Source organism: Psychrobacillus lasiicapitis, assembly GCF_006861795.1.
GTDB lineage: Bacteria > Bacillota > Bacilli > Bacillales_A > Planococcaceae > Psychrobacillus > Psychrobacillus lasiicapitis.
In genome coordinates, this window is the sequence record NZ_VDGH01000005.1 from 61394 (window position 1) to 81453 (window position 20060).

Annotated in this window: 17 protein-coding genes; 2 read left to right on the forward strand and 15 right to left on the reverse strand. The window is 37.4% G+C overall.

Annotation, left to right across the window (positions count from 1 at the left end):
• Positions 1-121: 121 nt before the first annotated feature.
• From yihA to FG382_RS09500, 6 genes are all read right to left on the reverse strand, one after another.
• A complete protein-coding gene (yihA, locus tag FG382_RS09475) occupies positions 122-703 on the reverse strand; it encodes a ribosome biogenesis GTP-binding protein YihA/YsxC (protein WP_142538667.1) in 582 nt (193 codons plus the stop codon).
• A complete protein-coding gene (gene lon / locus FG382_RS09480; protein WP_142538668.1) occupies positions 700-3024 on the reverse strand; it encodes an endopeptidase La in 2325 nt (774 codons plus the stop codon). Before lon ends, yihA begins: the two co-directional genes overlap by 4 nt.
• Positions 3025-3201: 177 nt before the next feature.
• Positions 3202-4470, reverse strand: coding sequence for an ATP-dependent protease ATP-binding subunit ClpX (clpX, locus tag FG382_RS09485; RefSeq protein WP_142538669.1), 1269 nt, complete (start codon positions 4468-4470; stop codon positions 3202-3204).
• Between the two features lie 325 nt (positions 4471-4795).
• Complete coding sequence (tig, locus tag FG382_RS09490) at positions 4796-6076, reverse strand: trigger factor (RefSeq protein ID WP_142538877.1); 1281 nt, start codon at positions 6074-6076, stop codon at positions 4796-4798.
• Positions 6077-6212: 136 nt separating this feature from the next.
• Complete coding sequence (locus FG382_RS09495) at positions 6213-7217, reverse strand: hypothetical protein (protein ID WP_142538670.1); 1005 nt, start codon at positions 7215-7217, stop codon at positions 6213-6215.
• 73 nt (positions 7218-7290) lie between these two features.
• On the reverse strand, positions 7291-8475 hold the full coding sequence (locus tag FG382_RS09500) for a CDP-glycerol glycerophosphotransferase family protein (RefSeq protein WP_142538671.1): 1185 nt from the start codon (positions 8473-8475) through the stop codon (positions 7291-7293).
• Between the two features lie 149 nt (positions 8476-8624).
• On the opposite strand from FG382_RS09500, the gene FG382_RS09505 reads away from it, so the two are divergent.
• Together FG382_RS09505 and FG382_RS09510 are read left to right on the forward strand one after the other, a co-directional pair.
• Positions 8625-9848 (forward strand): glycosyltransferase, encoded by a 1224-nt coding sequence (locus FG382_RS09505; protein ID WP_142538672.1) that lies wholly within the window; start codon positions 8625-8627, stop codon positions 9846-9848.
• Entirely contained in the window at positions 9817-10584 is a 768-nt protein-coding gene (locus tag FG382_RS09510) for an HAD-IIB family hydrolase (RefSeq protein WP_142538673.1), read from the forward strand. Before FG382_RS09505 ends, FG382_RS09510 begins: the two co-directional genes overlap by 32 nt.
• Positions 10585-11140: 556 nt before the next feature.
• Here the strand turns inward: FG382_RS09510 and FG382_RS09515 are convergent.
• The 9 genes from FG382_RS09515 to FG382_RS09555 all read right to left on the reverse strand — a co-directional run bounded on the left by FG382_RS09515 (position 11141) and on the right by FG382_RS09555 (position 20029).
• Positions 11141-11698, reverse strand: a complete 558-nt coding sequence (locus FG382_RS09515) for an integrase (RefSeq protein WP_142538674.1) — start codon at positions 11696-11698, stop codon at positions 11141-11143.
• Between the two features lie 251 nt (positions 11699-11949).
• Positions 11950-12399 carry a KGG domain-containing protein gene (locus FG382_RS09520; RefSeq protein ID WP_142538675.1) on the reverse strand — a complete coding sequence of 150 codons (450 nt, stop codon included), beginning with the start codon at positions 12397-12399 and terminating at the stop codon, positions 11950-11952.
• 206 nt (positions 12400-12605) lie between these two features.
• Positions 12606-13733, reverse strand: coding sequence for a zinc-dependent alcohol dehydrogenase family protein (locus FG382_RS09525; protein ID WP_142538676.1), 1128 nt, complete (start codon positions 13731-13733; stop codon positions 12606-12608).
• A gap of 208 nt (positions 13734-13941) precedes the next feature.
• On the reverse strand, positions 13942-15393 hold the full coding sequence (locus FG382_RS09530) for an aldehyde dehydrogenase family protein (protein ID WP_142538677.1): 1452 nt from the start codon (positions 15391-15393) through the stop codon (positions 13942-13944).
• A gap of 28 nt (positions 15394-15421) precedes the next feature.
• Entirely contained in the window at positions 15422-16258 is an 837-nt protein-coding gene (gene ahlS, locus FG382_RS09535; protein ID WP_142538678.1) for an AhlS family quorum-quenching N-acyl homoserine lactonase, read from the reverse strand.
• Between the two features lie 58 nt (positions 16259-16316).
• On the reverse strand, positions 16317-17411 hold the full coding sequence (locus tag FG382_RS09540; protein WP_229677399.1) for a zinc-binding dehydrogenase: 1095 nt from the start codon (positions 17409-17411) through the stop codon (positions 16317-16319).
• A gap of 224 nt (positions 17412-17635) precedes the next feature.
• Positions 17636-17818, reverse strand: a complete 183-nt coding sequence (locus FG382_RS09545; RefSeq protein WP_142538679.1) for a KGG domain-containing protein — start codon at positions 17816-17818, stop codon at positions 17636-17638.
• 87 nt (positions 17819-17905) lie between these two features.
• Complete coding sequence (locus FG382_RS09550; protein WP_142538680.1) at positions 17906-18379, reverse strand: VOC family protein; 474 nt, start codon at positions 18377-18379, stop codon at positions 17906-17908.
• 183 nt (positions 18380-18562) lie between these two features.
• Positions 18563-20029: an alanine/glycine:cation symporter family protein gene (locus FG382_RS09555; RefSeq protein WP_142538681.1), complete on the reverse strand. Its 1467-nt coding sequence runs from the start codon at positions 20027-20029 to the stop codon at positions 18563-18565.
• Positions 20030-20060: the final 31 nt, after the last annotated feature.

Consider the following 20060-nt stretch of genomic DNA (forward strand, 5'->3'; position numbering starts at 1 on the left):
CATAATCTTTTTTAATCCCCTATTCGATCGGGATGCTGTTATATATAATATCCGATGTATTGATTAATAGCACTACAGGAAGTGACATAATCACTTCCTGCTACACTTTATCTTTCGGTAATTATATTCTGCTTTCAATCTCCGCCCAAGCCGTGTCATAGCCTAGACCTGTTTCGGATGAGAATACGACAAGCGGATCACCTTTTTCCATCTGCAGTTCTTCTTTGACAATTTTTTTATGCTTATCCCATTTACCTTTAGGAATTTTATCAGCTTTTGTAGCAACTACGATACATGGTATATTGTAATGCTTTAAAAAGTCATACATCATGCAATCATCCGCAGTTGGGGGATGACGTAAATCTACAAGTAGCACGACTGCTTTTAATACATCGCGGGATGTGAAATATGTTTCAATCATTTTTCCCCACGCCGCACGTTCTGTCTTAGATACTTTCGCGTAACCATACCCAGGTACATCCACAAAAAGTAAATCTTCCTCTAGTTTATAAAAATTTAATGTTTGCGTTTTTCCCGGCTTCGATGAAATGCGCGCCATACTTTTTCGACCAATCATTTTATTGATAAAAGACGATTTCCCAACATTCGAACGTCCTGCTAACGCGAATTCTGGTAATCCACCTTCTGGATATTGCGCTGGTCTTACAGCACTTATAAGTAGCTCGACGTTATTAATTTTCATTTTTTTGTCTCCTCCAATGCTAATTGAAGCACCTCTTGAGCATCGGAAACAAAATGAAATGTTAATACTTCACGAACACTTTCTGGAATATCTTCAATATCACGCTCATTGTCTTTAGGGCAAATAATCGTTGTTAGCCCTGCGCGATGTGCACTTAATGTTTTTTCTTTTAATCCACCAATTGGTAATACTCTACCTCTTAGTGTTACTTCCCCTGTCATACCAATTTCACGTTTGATAGGACGTTTCGACAGCGCGGATACAAGTGCGGTAACAATTGTAATTCCCGCTGACGGTCCATCTTTTGGAACCGCTCCTTCTGGTACGTGAATATGAATATCTTTGTTTTCGTAGAATGATGCATCAATCCCAAATTCATCTGCTTTCGAACGAACATAGGATAACGCTGTTTGCGCGGATTCTTTCATGACATCCCCGAGTTTACCAGTTAGTTGAAGTTTCCCGCTACCAGCAGATAGAGATACTTCAATTTGCAATGTATCGCCACCAACCGTTGTATATGCTAGACCTGTAGCCACACCGATTTGGTTTTCTGTTTCTGCTAGCCCGTATCTGAATTTTCGTTTACCGATTGTATCTTCTAAATTCTTTGATGTAATAGTTATCCGTTTTTTGTCAGCAGAAACGATTTGGAGTGCCGCTTTTCGGCAAACATTTGCTAGTACTCGATTTAAACCCCTTACCCCTGCTTCTCGCGTAAAATGGCGGATGATATCTATAATTGCCTCATCCTTCAATTGAAGCTGAGATTTGGTTAAGCCATGCTCTTTTATTTGCTTTGGCAATAAATGATTTTTGGCAATTGAAAGCTTTTCCAATTCCGTATAACCTGCAAGGGAAATAATCTCCATTCGATCTCGCAATGGCCCTGGTATTGTACTTAAGTCATTCGCAGTAGCGATAAATAATACATTAGATAAATCATACGTTTCTTCAATATAATGGTCACTGAATGTATTATTTTGCTCCGGATCTAATACTTCTAGCATAGCAGCAGAAGGATCTCCTCTAAAGTCGTTCGACATTTTATCGATTTCGTCTAACAAAAATAGTGGATTTATAGTGCCTGCTTTTTTCATTCCTTGAATGATGCGTCCAGGCATGGAACCTACATAAGTTCGACGATGCCCACGAATTTCTGATTCGTCGCGAACCCCACCCAACGAAATACGAACAAAATTACGGCCTAATGATTCAGCAATAGACTTTGCAAGTGAAGTTTTCCCTACACCAGGAGGTCCTGCTAAACAAAGGATTGGTCCCCGCAATGATTTCGTTAATTGACGAACGGCCAAATATTCTAAAATTCTTTCCTTCACCGACTCTAATCCTTCATGGTCTCGATTTAATATTTGTTCGGAACGTTTAATATCTAATTGATCCTCTGTTGCTTTTGACCAAGGAATAGAAACAATCCAATCGATATAATTTCGAATAACTCCACTTTCAGGCGCTTGAGATGGTAATTTTTCATAACGATTTAACTCTTTTAATACATTTTTTTTAGTCGATTCAGGTAAACCGGCTTCATCAATCCGCTTTTTCAACTCTGCTACTTCACCAGTTTTACCTTCTTTTTCTCCAAGTTCGGTTTGGATCGCTTTCATTTGCTCACGTAGATAAAATTCTTTTTGTGTTCGTTCCATCGCATGTTTGACACGCGTATTAATCTTTTGTTCAAGATTGAGTATTTCCTGTTCATTGAATAATCGTGCGATCAATACCTCTAATCGCTCTTTTACATCCATTATTTCTAAAAGTTCTTGTTTTCCTGAAATTTTCAATGGTAAATGGGAAGCAACCATATCTGCCAATCGTCCTGGTTCTTCAATATCTACAACCGAATTATATGTTTCTTCTGATACGCTCTTGGATACCTTTGAATAATTTTCAAAATTATGTAGTAACGTACGCATAAGTGCTTCGTCTTCCTGATCTGCTTTTTCTGGTTCAATGTAAGCAGAAACACTTACTTCATCAAATGTATCTGTTTTTTTATAATCATCCCAAATCGCACGTTGCAATCCTTCTACTAAAACACGCATCGTTCCATTTGGTAGCTTCACCATTTGTTTTACAATTGCAATAACCCCAACATCATATAAATCTTCCATTGTCGGTTGTTCGATCGTCATATCTCTTTGTGCAGATAAAAACAACTTTTCTTCACGTAACATCGCTTCGTTTAAAGCTGCGATTGAACGTTCACGTCCTACATCGACATGAAGAATCATTGTTGGAAATACTAATAACCCTCTAAGAGGTAAAACTGGATAGTATGTCGTATTTTTGTTTGCCATTTCGGGAAGTCACCTCCAACTTATTCTGTCCGAATCGTATGATAAAAATACGGTTCAATGTTTCTATTCCGCTCTTCCCTAATTTCACCAAAAGGAAACGTAAGAAGAAAAAGCCGACATCCTTGCTTGCGCTAAGCACGCGCAGGTTGGAAGCCAGCTTATATTCTCAACATCAAATTATGCAGATGTTTTTTCGTTATCTTTTTCTACTTCAGTGCCGTCTTCTAACAACAGTCTTGGACGAGCTTTTTCTGTAATAGCTTCTTTCGTGATGACACATTCTACAATATCTTCACGAGACGGTAACTCGTACATCACGTCTAACATGATATTTTCAATAATAGAACGAAGACCACGAGCTCCTGTTTTACGCTCAATCGCTTCTTTCGCAATTTCAATTAATGCATCATCTTCAAATGTTAGTTTTACATTATCTAACTCGATCATTTTTTGATATTGCTTAACAAGCGCATTTTTAGGCTCCGTTAAAATTTGTACAAGCGCTTGATTGTCTAACTGTTCTAAGCTTGCAAGTACTGGTAAACGACCGATAAACTCTGGAATTAGCCCAAATTTTAATAAATCCTCTGGGATTAACTGGCTAAGAACAGAACCCGCCTCTATTTCCACTTTGTTCGGATCTGCGCCGAAACCAATTACTTTTTCACCTAGACGGCGTTTAATAATTTGTTCGATTCCATCAAATGCACCACCAACGATAAATAAAATATTCGTTGTGTCGATTTGTATAAACTCTTGATGTGGATGCTTACGACCGCCTTGCGGTGGAACACTGGCAACAGTACCTTCTAATATTTTGAGAAGTGCTTGTTGAACACCTTCACCTGAAACATCTCTCGTAATAGAAGGATTTTCAGATTTACGCGCTACTTTATCTATTTCATCGATATATATAATCCCTTTTTCTGCTTTTTCTATATCATAGTCCGCAGACTGGATAAGTTTTAAAAGGATGTTTTCAACGTCTTCCCCAACATAGCCCGCTTCTGTTAAAGAAGTCGCATCTGCAATTGCAAATGGTACGTTTAAGATACGCGCTAATGTTTGTGCTAGTAATGTTTTACCACTACCTGTAGGTCCAATCAGTACAATATTCGATTTAGATAATTCCACTTCATCGATTACGCTATTTGAATTGATGCGTTTGTAATGGTTATATACAGCAACTGCTAGTGATTTTTTTGCTCTTTCCTGCCCAATTACATACTCATCTAATATACTTAAAATTTCTTTTGGTTTTGGAACTTCTTTAAACTCTACTTCTTCTTCGATCCCAAGCTCTTCTTCTACAATTTCAGAACATAAGTCGATACATTCATCACAAATATAGACTCCTGGTCCTGCAACTAGCTTGCGAACTTGTTCTTGTGGTTTTCCACAAAAAGAACATTTTAAGTTCCCTTTTTCATCATTGAATTTGAACAAAATATTCACCCCTATTCAAGCAATTATCTTACAAGATTCTCATTAAGTAATCAAATAATACGTTTATGTTTTATAACCGTGTAACCTATGTATGGTATAAAACAAGGCACAGACATCTGCTGTACCTTGTTTTATATTATAACGCTTCCATGCCTGAATAAGAAAGTATAAACCCTTTTATCCATAATCTGTCCAGTTCCAAGGACTAGCCGCTCGGGTCAAATAATATTCTAACAGTGTGTAGATCATGCATTCGAAGCGCCACATTGTCGCTAACTTAGACTGCATGACTACTACACAGGAACTTGCACATTTCTAATGTAATTTATGAAATTTTAGCGTTGTCTACTAAGAATTCAACTGTTTTTTGGAAACGAATGTCGTTTTCAAGTACTGAAGTACCACCAAGAGCTTTTTTAATATCTTCAGCAGACATGTTGAATTGTGCAGCCATTTTTTCAAGTTCAGCATTTACATCTTCTTCTGTAGATGCCAATCCTTCTTTTTCAGCGATTGCTTCAAGTGTTAAAGAAACTCTTACGCGGCTGTTTGCATCTTCTTGCATTTGAGCACGTAATGCTGCTTCGTCTTGACCAGAGAATTGGTAGTAAAGATCTAAGTTCATCCCTTGTTGCTCTAAACGTTGACCAAATTCTTGAAGCATACGATCTGTCTCAGACGCAATCATTGCTTCTGGAATGTCGATTGTTGCATTAGCTGCAGCCGCTTCTACTAAGTTGTCGCGAAGTGTTTGTGCTGCTAATTGTTTTTTCTCTTCAGCAGTAACTTCTTTTAGTTTTGCACGTAAAGCATCGATACCTTCTACTTCAGCGTCTATTTCTTTTGCAAGCTCGTCGTTTAGTTCAGGAAGTTCTTTACCTTTAACTTCTTTCACAGTTACTTTGAAAACTGCTTGTTTACCTGCTAGTTCAGCAGCATGGTATTCTTCTGGGAAAGTTACTTCAACGTCTTTTGACTCTCCAGTTTTTACACCTACTAATTGTTCTTCAAATCCTGGAATGAAAGAGTTAGAACCAATTTCTAGTGGGTAGTCTGTTCCTGCTCCACCTTCAAATGCAACGTCATCAACGAAACCTTCAAAGTCGATTACAGCTGTATCGCCTTCTACGATTGCATCTTCTTTTACAACTAACTCAGCTAAACGAGTTTGTTGGCTTTTTAGTTGTTCTTCAATTTCTTCGTCTGTAACAGTTTCGTCTAATTTAGTTACTTCTAAACCTTTGTAATCACCTAAAGTTACTTCTGGTTTGACAACAACTTTTGCAGTAAATACTAAAGGTTGTCCTTTTTCCATCGTTACGATATCGATTTCAGGTTGATCTACTGGGTCAATTCCAGCATCTTCAATAGCATGTCCATAAGCATGTGGAAGAATAACGTCTAATGCATCTTGGAATAAAGATTCCACACCATACATTTTTTCGAACATTTGACGTGGCATTTTCCCTTTACGGAAACCAGGTACATTTATTTGTTTTACAACTTTTTTAAACGCTTGGTCTAAACCTTTTGAAACTTCTTCTGCAGCTACTTCTACAGTTAATAAACCATTATTGCCTTCTTGTTTTTCCCATTTTACTGACAAATCCATTGACATATATTCTACCTCCAAAAATTAATTTACAATAATTTAGCAGCCTGTATTTTTACATACAGGGCGATTATACACTAATTATATTGACAACTTGTATATTATAGCATAGTTGAATAGACTTTCAACATTATTCATCCACTATTACATCTGTTGATTCTTCCAATAATTTTATGAATTCATTCAACTCATTTGGCGGAACACTTTGGTTTCCGAATAAAGTTTCAACAAAATTTACATATTCTTGCGCAACATCTTCATCGCTATATGCTTCCCAGTCCAATGGAAATAATGCATATGCATGGCTATGTACTAGTCCTGTCGTTAACTGCAATTTAGTAGGGTCTTTCTCTAAAATACTATTAATATGTTGAGTAACAGACTCTACTCGTTCCATCGCATTTGGAGTAGGCGGGGAAACTGGATTGACTATTTGTTTTAAACCAAACTTTTCAATAAGTATATTAGTTGTCACGCCATTAGATCCTAGTAGTAAAAGAGCAAGGGTTTGAATAGTAGGAGATACTTTTTTACTTTGGATAATTTCAATAATATTAGTGATCACTTCTTTTATATCTTGGTGGAAAGCTTCTTGTATCAACGCTTCTTGCTTCGAAAAGTTTAACTTTTCAAACTCCTCAATCGCAAATTTCTCTTTGTCAGCACTTGGGTTTGGCTCAGTGCCACTCCCAAGAAAGCTATCTTGCTCTTTAGCAAGTCGCCCACTCAATTCTTTTAACTGTAAAAAGTTTTTCTTTCTTTCATTCGAAAATCTTTTATCTACAAGTAATTTATTTAACACGCTGTCCACTTCATGATAAGCTTTTAGGTCGAGTAAGATAGTTAAGTAGAGTTCCACTATTTGTTCGAACAAAGGTGACTTTTTATTTAGTAGATCCTCACAAATAAGTTTTGCTTCTGGTTGACGATTAGTTTCTAATAGAGAAAGTATGTATACAATTAATATCGTGTCGTCTAGTTCAATATGTTCCTTTGCTTGATCAAAGCATTTAGCCGCTTCTAGATGATTATTTGCTTCTGCAAAAGCTAATCCGTCGTGTATTAGCTTTTCAACCATTCCCGGAAAGAAAATAATATTTTCTTTCGTTTTAGGAACATGTTGTTTCTTTTTCATTTTACTCGCCTACCTTTGTCTTAATATATACTTATTATACTATATCAGTTTATGGCTTTTTACTATATCCCGCTTACTTTTTTCTGAAAATTTCCACAGCAAGTCTCTTACAGTTATTTCTGTCGAAGTAGTCTATGTAATTGGAAGCTATAGTGTAAAAGGGATTTTCTGTATGATCATGCTCTGTTATATGAGTCATGAATTCTATCACTTCATCTATTGTATTGGCTTTATACCCATACAAGTCTTTATCCAAATCTAGATAAGAACCTCTCATTTTTAAAAACTCCTCTTGGTCAAAGGTAAAAAAGATGATGGGCTTGTTCATATATAAAAAATCCCATGAAATACTAGAATAATCAGTAAGTAACATATCTGCTTCTATAATCTCATTCCCGATAGATATTTCATCAAAGCTATAAAACTCCACTTCTCCTCCGCTAATATCAATATCTCTAAAAAGGTGTTCAAATTTCTTCATAAAAGGGTGCAACATTACTTTAAGGTGAAGCTGTCCAGAAGAGATAAGTGCTTCCATTCGTTTATCTTGAAAGATTTTCAATGTGGATTGAAAATAATCACTCACTAAAAATTCCTGCTCTGATAAATCGAATAACGTTTCTCTCCAGGTGAACATTACCAGAATATGCTTTACCTTTTTTGAAGGCCTGTTTGGACCAAACCGGTCGAACCTTGCCATCCCTGTCACGATAAGCTTCTCTTCTGGAATTCCCCATTCATGAAGCTTTATATTTTTTTCATATTCGGATGCACAGTTGAAATAGTTACATCGAGCTAGTAACGGGACGTCTTCTTTTTGAATAAGAATCTTTTTAAAGCATTCAATTCCATGACTAATATGGATCATGATCGTTTTCTTGTTCAAGAATATATACTTGTCGATGGAAGGTGCAATGTCATAAGCAATCGAATGACCGTGAATCGAATAATTTGCTTTAAAAAATAGCAAATAATTTCGAAAGCTTCCTAAAGCCACAGCATTTGGGATACGTTGCTCTTTCACATAAGATGTTTTCGGATCATACATCCAATAGATATCCATCTCTTCACCATGATGTTCTATTAAATAACGATGAAACACAGATGCGTTATCTTCGTACTTCTCCCCTAAGTTCCCTCCGACTAAAACAATACTTTTTTTCTGCTTGCTGAGAGAAAACTTAGATAAGAAAAATGCTGCCGTTACTTTTGCAAATGTTATTAACGGATCAAACGTCCCCTTAGTCTTCAATTCCATTGGTTTACCCCCTTTTACAACATTATTTTTCCTAATTCTACAAAACAAAATAAAAATACGTTTAAGTTTTCAGAATTCGGGAATAGTAATCTAATAACTTAATAACCTAATTTGCTAGTTTCAAAACATAGGAAAGGGGAAACAGTATAATGAATAAAAATATTTTATTTATCTCCGATCACGGAGATCCATTGGCGCCCTTAGGCAGCGAACAAGCTGGCGGGCAAAATAATTATGTGAAACAACTCGCTTTAGCTCTCCAAAATGAAGGAAACACTGTGGATGTGGTTACACATTGGAGTAATCCACTAGACCCTCCTATAGAGAACTTTGGCCATTCTTGTCGAGTTATCCGAATAGGAGCGGGAAATAGAAGCTTCGTTCCTAAAAATGAACTATATAATTTATTACCAGCATTTTATGAAGAGATGACGACAATCTTACCAATTTCAGCATATGATCTAATTCACACACACTATTGGCTATCAGGATTGTTAGGCTCTTTTTTAAAGGCTGTATATCATATACCCTGGATTCATACAAATCATTCATTAGGAATTGCAAAAGAATCAGCAACGGGAATTGAGGAACCTTTAAGACTTTATACAGAAAAAATGATATTAAGTTCTGCTGATTATATTGTTGCAACAACTAAAAGCGAAAAAAGTTTGATAAATAAATTTGTTGAAAATCCTTCTCCAATAAAGATAATTCCTATCGGGGTTGATCGTGCTTTTCGTCCATTTCATTTAAAAAAAGAGGAAGTCATGCATCCTTACTTTGCATTTGCAGGAAGATTGCAAACTACAAAAGGAATTTACACATTAATAGATGCTTTCCGTCTGCTCATAGAAAAATACGATATTCACCCAACTACAAAGCTTGTTATTGCAGGCGGTGAATCAAATTGTGTTGACTTTCGCAACAAATTACCTAGGGATAAAAAGTTAAAATCTGCCATTCGAGGTCTAGAGGGTAGAATAGATTTTTTAGGAGCAAAATCTCAAAAACAGCTTGCCTCTATATTTAATAGCGCTACTGCTGTGGTAGTGCCTTCCTTTTATGAATCATTTGGTATGGTTGCTGCCGAGGCACAAGCCTGTGGCTGTCCTGTTATCGCCTCCAAAGTAGGTGGATTAACAGATATAGTAAAAAATCGAGTTACAGGATTGCATATTGAAAAAGGAAATGAAAATAATTTAGCGCATGCTATGAAAACAGTAATATCCAATAAAAATTATTCAAAAAAACTCGGCAAAAGTGCCGCTGTTTATGCAAATCGAGAATTCAATTGGTCCATTTTAGCCAAACGGATGGATAGTTTATATGAGGTGGTAATTGGTGAAAGAAAACACTTTCGTTTTGGCAACTGATCTTGACGGGACACTCGTCGGTGATAACACCGCTCTACAAACATTACTAAGCTACTACAAGGATTCTAATCTTGATATAGCCATCATTTATATTACAGGCAGGCATCTAGCCTCTGCCATTTCCTTAATAACAGAGGAGAATTTACCGCAACCAGATATGCTAATTACAGATGTAGGGACTGCTATCTATACCTCTCCTAGTTTAAACGAAGAGAAGCTATGGACAGAAAAGATGCAAAGTGATTGGCATCCTCAAAAAATCATTCAAATTGCGGAGAATTTCCCTCTTCTCAAAAGACAGGTTCTCCCAAATGATAATCGTATTTCCTTTACTGTCCATCAAAATGAGGAAATGGTTAGCGAGTTGGAACAAGCATTACGCGAAGAGAATATTCCTCACAAGCTCATTTTCAGTTCCAATCGCGATGTGGACATACTTCCTCCGAATAGCGGTAAAGGAGAAGCATTATTATATGCCCTTCAAAATTATTTTCATAAGGAAGTTCAGGTACTTGTAGCAGGAGATTCGGGAAATGATGTAGAGATGCTCTCTCTCGGCTACCCTTCTGTCGTCGTAGGCAATGCCCAGCGAGAACTAATCGATATGACAAGCCATCCTCTTCTTTACCGAGCTTCCAAGCATTTTGCAGGAGGTATTCACGAGGCTTGGCTACATTTTTTTAATAAGAACAGCACAAGTGCCAATGTCGCCTGTAATAAGAAAACTGTGAGGTAAGGTGTCCTATTAGGAGTTTACGATGATTTTCGCTTCAGGCGGACGCTTTCCGCCGGCATGGCTTCAATCATTATGGATGGGCTGCTAACTTGGTGTCTGCAGGTATCAAAATAATAAATTTATCAAGTTTACCACTCCATAATAATCAAACCAAATTAGACAAGGCTATCACCAAATAAGTAGCTCGTTTATTAGGATAAAGCTCGGCTCGTCTTTTTCAACTAGTTATTGGTATCACATCTTCTTTTGTTCCATAATATTTCACATTTCCCTAATAGCTAGTGACATCAAGGAAGTAGTTTGCTTTATTGGATTGAAGCGGAAGGGCGGCGACTCCTGCGGGATGAGTGAGACAGATAAGCCATCACATCGTACGCGTAGCGTCGGTGATGGCTTTATCGCTCCCCCCGCAGAAAGCGCCTGCCCTGAAGACGAAATCCCAGCGGATACTTCATTCAACTCACTACCGCGCAGTTTCACTAAATCAAGTTCGAAGAAATTTCTTAAATACAAAAAAGCCAACCAGAAATGTAATATCCGGTTGGCGATATATTTTCTATGCAATTTGTACACTTTGTAAAGCAACAAGCTCCTCGTATAAATGCAAATCTTCTTCATATAAGCTTTTATATGTTTCAAGGCTATGAGCTTTGACAGCTTCAAATATCTCCTCATCGACCATTTGAAATTCCTTATTAAGGTTCTGGGCATTTTCCCATGCTGTCTCTTCAAAAACGATATTCATCTCATGTTCTTCAATAAGCATAGCAAGTAATTCTATATTATTATAAAGCTCATATAATGAATGGCTTTTCTTTGTATCAAAAATTTCGAGTGTCCGAGATAATGTATTTAATAATGCATCACGGTCAATTGCATGACCTAATTCATGCATAGTAATTATTTTAATATATAATTCAAGAGAAATCGGTGTTTGCATCTCTTTGCTTGCTTCTAGTAAACGGTCCACGTCAAATCCAACATAATCACCAATAAAATTATAACTCATATTTATTCCAGAGTTATCTTGTTTCAATTCAACGTCCATTCCGACAGCTTGCATAGTGGATTTGATCAAACGTTGAATATATTTCTCATTGTATTTATTTTTCATTTATTGATCTGCTTCTCCTCGCATCTGATATATAAAACCTTTTTATAGTATATGATAAATTTCATGATTTTTTTCAACAGAAATAAATATATAACAATATTATTTTTATTTCAATGAAGACGTACTGAGTTTACGTCAATTTACGTTACTCAGAGTGAGAAGAAACAGGAAAAGACACGCTTCAATCGATTTTCGATTAAAGCGTGTCTTTTTTCTTACTTATTAAGTAGTATTTTATATCAATCTATTACTTAATCATTATCATCTTTGTTATTGCGTTGTTTACTCCGTGCTTCTCCGCCTTTACGTCCGGCTTCTTCTCTACTCATCTTGCCATCGTCATTATCATTGTTGTCGTTGTCGCGTTGATTACTCCGCGCTTCTCCGCCTTTTGATCCAATTTCTTCATAAAAATCTCGGTCATGGTTTTCCGAAGTAGCTTCTCCACCCTTGCGGCCAATCTCTTCGTAAAAGTCTCGATCATGGTTTTCTGAGGTAGCTTCTCCGCCTTTACGACCGATTTCCTCGTAAAAGTCTCTGTCATGGTTTTCCGAAGTAGCTTCTCCACCTTTTCTTCCAATTTCTTCGTAGAATTCACGATCATGATTTCTGGAGGTAGCTTCTCCGCCTTTACGTCCCGCTTCTTCGACAGTCATTTTTTCATCATTGTTTCTGTTGCGATTGTTTTGCTTGTTAGCCATTATTAAATTCCTCCTTTTGATTTTTATCAAGCTTATAATCAAGCTCACTCTTTATATTCCCAGCTTCTATAAAGCTAAACATGTAGTTTTTATTAATTCACGGTTGTTAGTTAATCTTATTTCATAAGTAAAAACTCTCACACAAAAAAAACGTAGGGATGTAATAAAATCTCATCCCTACGCATGAAGAGTATATATTCTTTAACTCAATCCATTTTAATAATAATACGCGAGGCATCTCCTGTAGCAAGTAAGTCAAATCCCTCATTGATCTCTTCTAAAGAAATTATATTGGAAAGAAGTCGATCCACTGGTAGTCTGCCTTGTTCCATTAAGTTGATATAATTTGGAATATCTCTTTTGGGAACACAGCTTCCTACGTACGATCCCTTTAACGTACGTTCTTCAGCAGTTAATGTGACATAAGGGAATGCAAATTTATGTTCAGGATGGGGTAATCCAGTTGTCGTGGTTACTCCTCCGCGCTTTGTTACCCCGTATGCAACTTCCATAGCAGCAACAACTCCTGCTGTTTCAAATGCATAGTCTACTCCTCCATTTGTGTAAGCGCGTACTTGCTCCACAACATCTGGATCATTCGAATTAAATATAGCAGTAGCCCCAAGCTCTTTTGCTTGCTCCAGCTTTTTCTCATTAATATCAATCGCAATGACCTCATTAGCTCCTGCTGCAATTGCGCCAAGTAATGCGCTCAATCCAATACCACCAAGCCCTATAACTGCCACTTTACTACCTAAAGTAACTTCCGCCGTGTTTACTACAGCACCTACTCCAGTTATTACTGCACAGCCAAATAAAGCCATTTTTTCAAAAGGCAAATCTCTATCTACTTTAACTAAGGAATTCTGCGCAACCACCGCATATTCCGAGAAGGCGGAAACCCCAACATGGTGTCCAATGCTCTCTTCGCCATTATGAATACGTATGCCCCCTCCGAGAAGTGTACCAGCACCATTCGATTGTGCACCAGGTTCACATAACGCTGGTCTGCCCTCTGCACAAGGAATACATTGACCACAGCTTGGTACAAATACGCAAATAACCTTGTCACCAGGCAGGAAGTTTGTTACACCTTCTCCCGTTTCAACCACGACTCCTGCTGCTTCATGACCAAGCGCCATAGGAAGCGGGCGTGGTCTGCTACCATTTATCACGGACAAATCGGAATGACATAAGCTTGCGGCTTTTATTTGTATTAATACTTCTCCAGCTCCAGGAGAATCTAAATCTACTTGCTCAATCTTAATGGGTTTACTAGATGCATAAGGTCGCTCTGCACCTGATTCACGTAAAATAGCAGATTTTACTTTCATAAAACTCACTCCTTTATGATAAAGTGAAACTTCAATCAGTGGGGGTTTTTCGACGCACAGGACGTGCTAGTGGGGACGGTGCGACATGGATGTCGCGCTTTTAGTCCCCGTCATCCCCCACTGATTGTTAGTTGAACCAATCGGGCTTTTACGGGCAGTTGATCTCCCACTTATCTTTTCGCTTTTCTTACATCTTGAAGTAGGAATCTTACTGCCCGTTAATGCGGGATAAAATTTTCATTCCGATAAATTTAAGGTCCGTCATCTCTTCAATCGCATAATGAATTCCTTCTTTGCCGATACCACTTTCTTTTACCCCACCGTATGGAATATGATCATATCGTTTAACAGAAGCTTCATTAATCCATACTCCGCCTGTTTCTAAGGATTCTGCTACCCTCATTGCAAGATTAATATTATTTGTAAATACACCTGCTTGTAGCCCGTAGCGTGAATCGTTCGCATAATTAACGACTTCTTCTTCCGTATCAAATGGCACTATAGCGATGATAGGAGCAAAAACTTCCTGACAAACAACCTTCATCTCCAAATCAACGTTTTCTAAAATCGTTGGTTCTAAGAAAGTACCGTTTCTTGTTCCACCCGTACAAATAACCGCTCCCGCTTCAACAGCTTCTTGAATCCATAATTCTGCCTTTTTGGCCGCCTCTTCAGTAATCATCGGTCCTAACTGAGTCGATTCTTCTTTAGGATCTCCCATTCTCAAAGCAGATACCTTTTCAGTAAGCTTGTTTAAAAACTCGTCATAAACGGATTCATGAACAAAAATACGTTGTGCCGAAACACATGCTTGACCCGCGAATGTAAAGCCACCCATTAGTATGGAAGATACGGCATTATCTATATTCGCATCATCAAAAATAATATTCGGCGCATTGGAGCCTAATTCAAGTGTCACTTTTTTCCCTTTAGCCATCTCGTGGATTTTCCACCCCACTGCTCCACTACCAGTAAAAGTTACTTTTTTGACAAGTGGATGGGTCACAAGTGGCTCTACTAAATTCTGCCCTGGACCTTGAATAATGTTCAGCGCACCAGACGGTAACCCAGCCTCTAGAAATAATTTATATAAGGCAACGGTAGAAAATGGTGTTTTTTCCGCAGGCTTTATAACAATTGTATTTCCCGCTGCGATTGCAGGCGCAATTTTATGCAATGCCATATTTAATGGGAAATTAAAAGGCGTTATTGCAGCGACAACTCCAAGTGGAACACGCTTGGAAAAACCAAATTGTTGCTCGCCACCGATTGCATTATCCAGCACTATTTGCTCCCCGTGAAGATTTTTCGCTCCCTCTGCAGCGAAGTGTAAAACTTGAATCGCCCTAGCTACTTCGCCTCGAGCTTCTACGATGGGTTTACCTGCTTCTAATGTTAAAAGCTCTGCAAATGCTTCTTTTCTTAACTCTAACAAATCTGCCGTGTTTCGTAAGATTTGACTTCTTCTATGCGCCGGCATTTTCTTCATCGTATGCTGAAACACTTCATGTGCATTTTCAACTGCTTGGACTACTTCGTCCCTAGTAGCGCAGAAAATATGTCCTATTTTTTCTTGATTGTATGGATTTAGAACATCAATTACATCTCTTTCACCTGCTATTAACTCCTCTGAATCTATGAAAGAACCGTTTATTAGCATATGTTCTCTACCTCCTAAAATAAGATAATTATTCGTAGTACCCCTCCGTAGATTTAATCAATGTTTTAAATTGTTTTTCATCATGACCAAACCAAATGGTCGAGTTATTCTCTTGTGCGAAGCTTCTAATCCGTTCAACTGTGGAATTATAACCAACCGAATCATAGAGAATTCCTGGTGGTTTAACCGGTGGCCCTAAACTTTCTGCCGTATACAAGGCGTCTGAAGCTAATAATAAATTCCCAGTACCAGGCAATTCAATATGCAACCCTAGCATGCCATATGCATGCCCAGGCCCAAAGTTAATAATTTTAATCCCTTCCACTAAGTCCACTTCTTTTTCAGTTGGTTTAATCGTTTTCCAGCGTAGCTCATTTTTAATCCACGCCATAACATCTCCCCATATATAAGCCCCCATATTACGAGTCATCGCAAATGTCTTCATCACATTTTGTAATTCGGAATCATGTACGATAATTTCAGCATTTGTAAACAGCTCTAAACAGCCAGCATGATCTAAATGCAAGTGAGAAGCTACTACATACTTAATATCTTCAGGACGTACCTTTAACTGTTCTAATCGGTTGATCAGATAACATTCTTCATTTTGAAACGCCGGGAAAAGTTGCTGAATCCCTTCTGGCCAACGCCCATCGTCTCCCATACCTTCCGGATTACATCCTGTATCAAACAAAATCTTCCCTTCCGGATGGTCGATTAATACAGCGAAAACCGGAAACTCCACAAATTCTGCTTTTGGACTCGGATTAGCTACACTCGCAGGGTTGTGCATGGAAATCATATAGTTTTTATCCATCTTCATTGTACCTGTATCCAGCACGTAAACTTTTTTAGAATTACACATTATATATTCCTCCAATATTTTTTATTTCCTTCATTTAATTGAGAAAAAATCCTTTACTTCAATTAACGTGTTCAATTTCAATAGATGCTCTCGTCACTCCACGATTAAAGGAAGCATCTAGAGCTTTCGTCAGATCCTCTAAGGTGAAATCACAAGCGAGAATCTCACTAAATGGATATATGTCAATATTCGAGCTTAAGAACTTTAACGATTTATATAAATACCAAGGCTCATAACGGATTAAACCCAATATGGAAATATTCTTTCTTGTCATTAATCCCGGATCAAACTCAGTTAATTTGCCAGGTGAAATATTACCAATAGAAATATATTTTCCACCGGATTTAATGAGATGAATACCTTCTGCTAGAGCTGCAGGAACCCCTGTAAGTTCCATCACAACATCCGCACCGACTCCGTTTGTCAGCGACAATATTTTTTCCACACGTTCCTCAACTGTTTTATACTTGTCCATCGATATTATTTCGTCAGCGCCGAATCTTTTTGCTAAGGCAAGACGATTAGGTACTGTATCAATAACAATCACTTTAGCCCCAAACATTTTTGCAACTGCCGTAGCATTTAATCCAAGTCCACCAGCACCTTGAATCACGACTGTATCTCCATATTTTAGCCCTGACTTTTCAATGCCAAAATATACTTGTGACAGGGCACAGTTTGCACCAGCTGCTACTTCATCTGGAACATTGTCTGGTACTTTATAAAAGTATTGATTGGGATGAATATAATAATGCGTAGCAAATGACCCATGAAAATGTGGATACTCATGCGCCTCTTTGCTCCAATATTCATATGCATTTTCACATAAGTTCGCATATCCCTGTAAACAGTGTTTACATCTTTTACAAGTTAAAAAATAAGCTGCTGCAATACGATCACCTACACTAACAGGTTGTCCTGCATAATCAGTAGTAACACCCTCACCTAGCTCAACAATTTCACCCACCATTTCATGCCCCATAACGCCGGATTTTTTCGTAGGATGTAACCCTTTCCAAATATGCAATTCCGATCCACAAACATTCGTCCTTCTGACACGGACTAGAATGGAATCTTTTGCCGCCTTCGGTAATTCATACTCTTCAAAAATCATCTGTTCCGGCTCTGTCATTACTGCAACTTTTCCCTTCAACTAAAAACCCCCGATCTCTTATTAAAAAATGGCCAAAACAAATAAGGAAAATTGGCTATTTCTTAATCTATTCAAAGACTTTCCAAAATATCTCTTCATTTCGAGAAAAATTTATGGAGAGATTTTTACATGCTTCAAAGAAAAAACACTCTTTCGTCATTTTTTCATGACAAAAGAGTGTTTTTTCGTGTTGCTCCTATTTAAGGAATATTTTATTTTACTGTTTAATTTTTGTCTTTATTATTGTCACGTTGTTTACTACGTGCCTCTCCGCCTTTACGACCTATCTCCTCGTAAAATTCGCGACCATGATTCTTAGAGGTAGCTTCTCCGCCTTTACGTCCCGCTTCTTCGACAGTCATATTTTGGTTGCTGTTTTTGTTGCGATTGTTTTGCTTATTAGCCATTACTAAATTCCTCCTCTAAATTTTTATCAGCTTGAAATCAAGCTTACTCTTTATATTCCCAGCCAAAATAGAAGTAAACATAGAAATTCAATCTTTGTTGGCATACATAGTTTCCGTACTATGATTATAAAGTTCAATTATATTCCCATAAGGATCTTCGCAGTATACTAAATAATAAGGCTTGCCTTTCCAGACATTCCATATATCGCTACGTCTTTTACCACCCGAATTTTCTATTTTTTCAGCAAGTTGTTCAATATTCTCTGTTAATAGACAAATATGAAAGAAGCCTTCATATTCTTTTGCTTCTCTGTTTTTCATTCGAGGTTCTTGAAATTCAAACAGCTCGATTCCTACTTGATTACCCGCTATCATATGTGCATTTCTCATTTTCATAATATGGTCACCAAGTAAATCATTGGTCATATTATACTTGTTTTCTTCTTCTGCATTAAAAGAATAAGGACCTGCTATTAACTTAAATTCCAAAATTTCTTCGTACCATTTAATCGCTTCTTCGATATCTGGCACGGACAAACCTATATGTGTAATGGCTATCATCTGTATCCCTCCTATTAAAAGGGTTCCCCTTCTAAGTAAAATGATAAACAAATGATTTTTGGACTGAGTTTTAGTGGCATAAACCTTATGAAAATATAAAAGATCTCATTCAAACTTTTTCCAAGCTTGAACGAGATCCTACAGAAATTGAATCTTACTATTCCTAATTAATAAATGAAGCCTCTACTTATCTTTACGATTCTTCCCTTTTTCTTCATAAAATACACTAAAATTCGGATCAATGGTGCCTATATTTAAATACCTTGCTTTATAGTCTCGAAGTAATTCAAAGAACTTTTTACTCAGTATTAAAATCACGACTAAGTTAATGAATGTGGGAATGGCTGTTGTAATATCCGCAAAATACCAAACTGCTTTTCCAGGAAGATTATACATAACTGCATAAACTACCATTAACAAGCCGGGGATCGGATATAGCCACTTGAATAAAGCAAGTATTTTATATTTTAACGTAATTTTCTTTTCATTTTTAAACAAATGCCTTAGCAAAATCTCATAGTACGTATACCATCCAGTAGAAGTTGTAAGACCAAATAGAAAGATGGAGACCGTTATAATGTAGCGCCCGATTTCCCCAATACCTATTTCAAATGCAGATAATGTTAATGCTGCACCATCTAAGCCGGATGACCAAACGCCAGTGATAATAATTGTAAAAGCAGTAATAGAGCAGACGATTATTGTATCAACAAAAACTTCGACAGCTCCCCACATTCCTTGTTTAATAGGGTGAGTCGTTTTAGCAGTAGAATGAATCATTGGAGAAGTTCCCCAGCCAGCCTCATTGCTATACACAGCCCGTGCTACCCCCATACGAATTACTTGGGCAATAACTGCTCCAGTGAAACCTCCAACAGCTGCCATCCCAGAAAATGCACTATCAAAAATTAAAGAGAATACTGGAATAATTTCAGAGTAATTTTTGAGAATAATAAATAATCCTGCTAAAACATAAAACATACACATAAAAGGAACTAGTCTACTTGCTATTTCACCAATCCGTTTAATCCCACCATAGATAAGGATATATATGAGCGTTAAATAAATAAATGAAGCGGGTATCATTCCAATATCAAATGTGGAACTTAATGCCTCGGAAATTGTATAGTTTTGTAGTGTGATGAAAAACGTCGTAAAAATTCCGAATCCAAAAAGAATTGCAGGCACTTTCCAATACTTAAAATTCTTTTCCTCACCGAGCCCCTTTTCCATATAGTAGGTAGGTCCGCCATATGGATTTCCTTGTTCATCCGTATTTCGATAGTAAACGGATAATGTTACTTCCACGGTTTTGGTGATCATACCTAGAAACGCTGTAAGCCACATCCAAAATACAGCTCCAGGCCCGCCAATTGCGATGGCAGTTGCAACACCTCCGATATTTCCAACACCAACACTGCCTCCAATTGCTGTACTCACTGCCTGAAATGGTGTTAATATTCCTTTTGAATCCTCTGATTTGTCTCTTTTGGAAAACACTTTTCCAAAAGTCTGTTTAAAAATATGTGGTAAATAACCGAACTGAAATAGCTTGCTACCTATCGTGAAATATAAACCGACGAATAAAACAGTGAAAATAAGTGGTAATCCCCATAACCAGCCGACAATCGTTTCAAGTATGGCATCCACTTTCCTCTTCCTCCTTTATTTATTGTTGTCA

Bases quoted from the DNA above. Each gene is read 5' to 3' on its own strand.
- yihA (WP_142538667.1), bottom strand. From the start codon at position 703: ATGAAAATTAATAACGTCGAGCTACTTATAAGTGCTGTAAGACCAGCG.
- lon (WP_142538668.1), bottom strand. From the start codon at position 3,024: ATGGCAAACAAAAATACGACATACTATCCAGTTTTACCTCTTAGAGGG.
- FG382_RS09495 (WP_142538670.1), bottom strand. From the start codon at position 7,217: ATGAAAAAGAAACAACATGTTCCTAAAACGAAAGAAAATATTATTTTC.
- FG382_RS09500 (WP_142538671.1), bottom strand. From the start codon at position 8,475: ATGGAATTGAAGACTAAGGGGACGTTTGATCCGTTAATAACATTTGCA.
- FG382_RS09505 (WP_142538672.1), top strand. From the start codon at position 8,625: ATGAATAAAAATATTTTATTTATCTCCGATCACGGAGATCCATTGGCG.
- FG382_RS09515 (WP_142538674.1), bottom strand. From the start codon at position 11,698: ATGAAAAATAAATACAATGAGAAATATATTCAACGTTTGATCAAATCC.
- FG382_RS09520 (WP_142538675.1), bottom strand. From the start codon at position 12,399: ATGGCTAACAAGCAAAACAATCGCAACAGAAACAATGATGAAAAAATG.
- FG382_RS09525 (WP_142538676.1), bottom strand. From the start codon at position 13,733: ATGAAAGTAAAATCTGCTATTTTACGTGAATCAGGTGCAGAGCGACCT.
- FG382_RS09530 (WP_142538677.1), bottom strand. From the start codon at position 15,393: ATGCTAATAAACGGTTCTTTCATAGATTCAGAGGAGTTAATAGCAGGT.
- ahlS (WP_142538678.1), bottom strand. From the start codon at position 16,258: ATGTGTAATTCTAAAAAAGTTTACGTGCTGGATACAGGTACAATGAAG.
- FG382_RS09545 (WP_142538679.1), bottom strand. From the start codon at position 17,818: ATGGCTAATAAGCAAAACAATCGCAACAAAAACAGCAACCAAAATATG.
- FG382_RS09550 (WP_142538680.1), bottom strand. From the start codon at position 18,379: ATGATAGCCATTACACATATAGGTTTGTCCGTGCCAGATATCGAAGAA.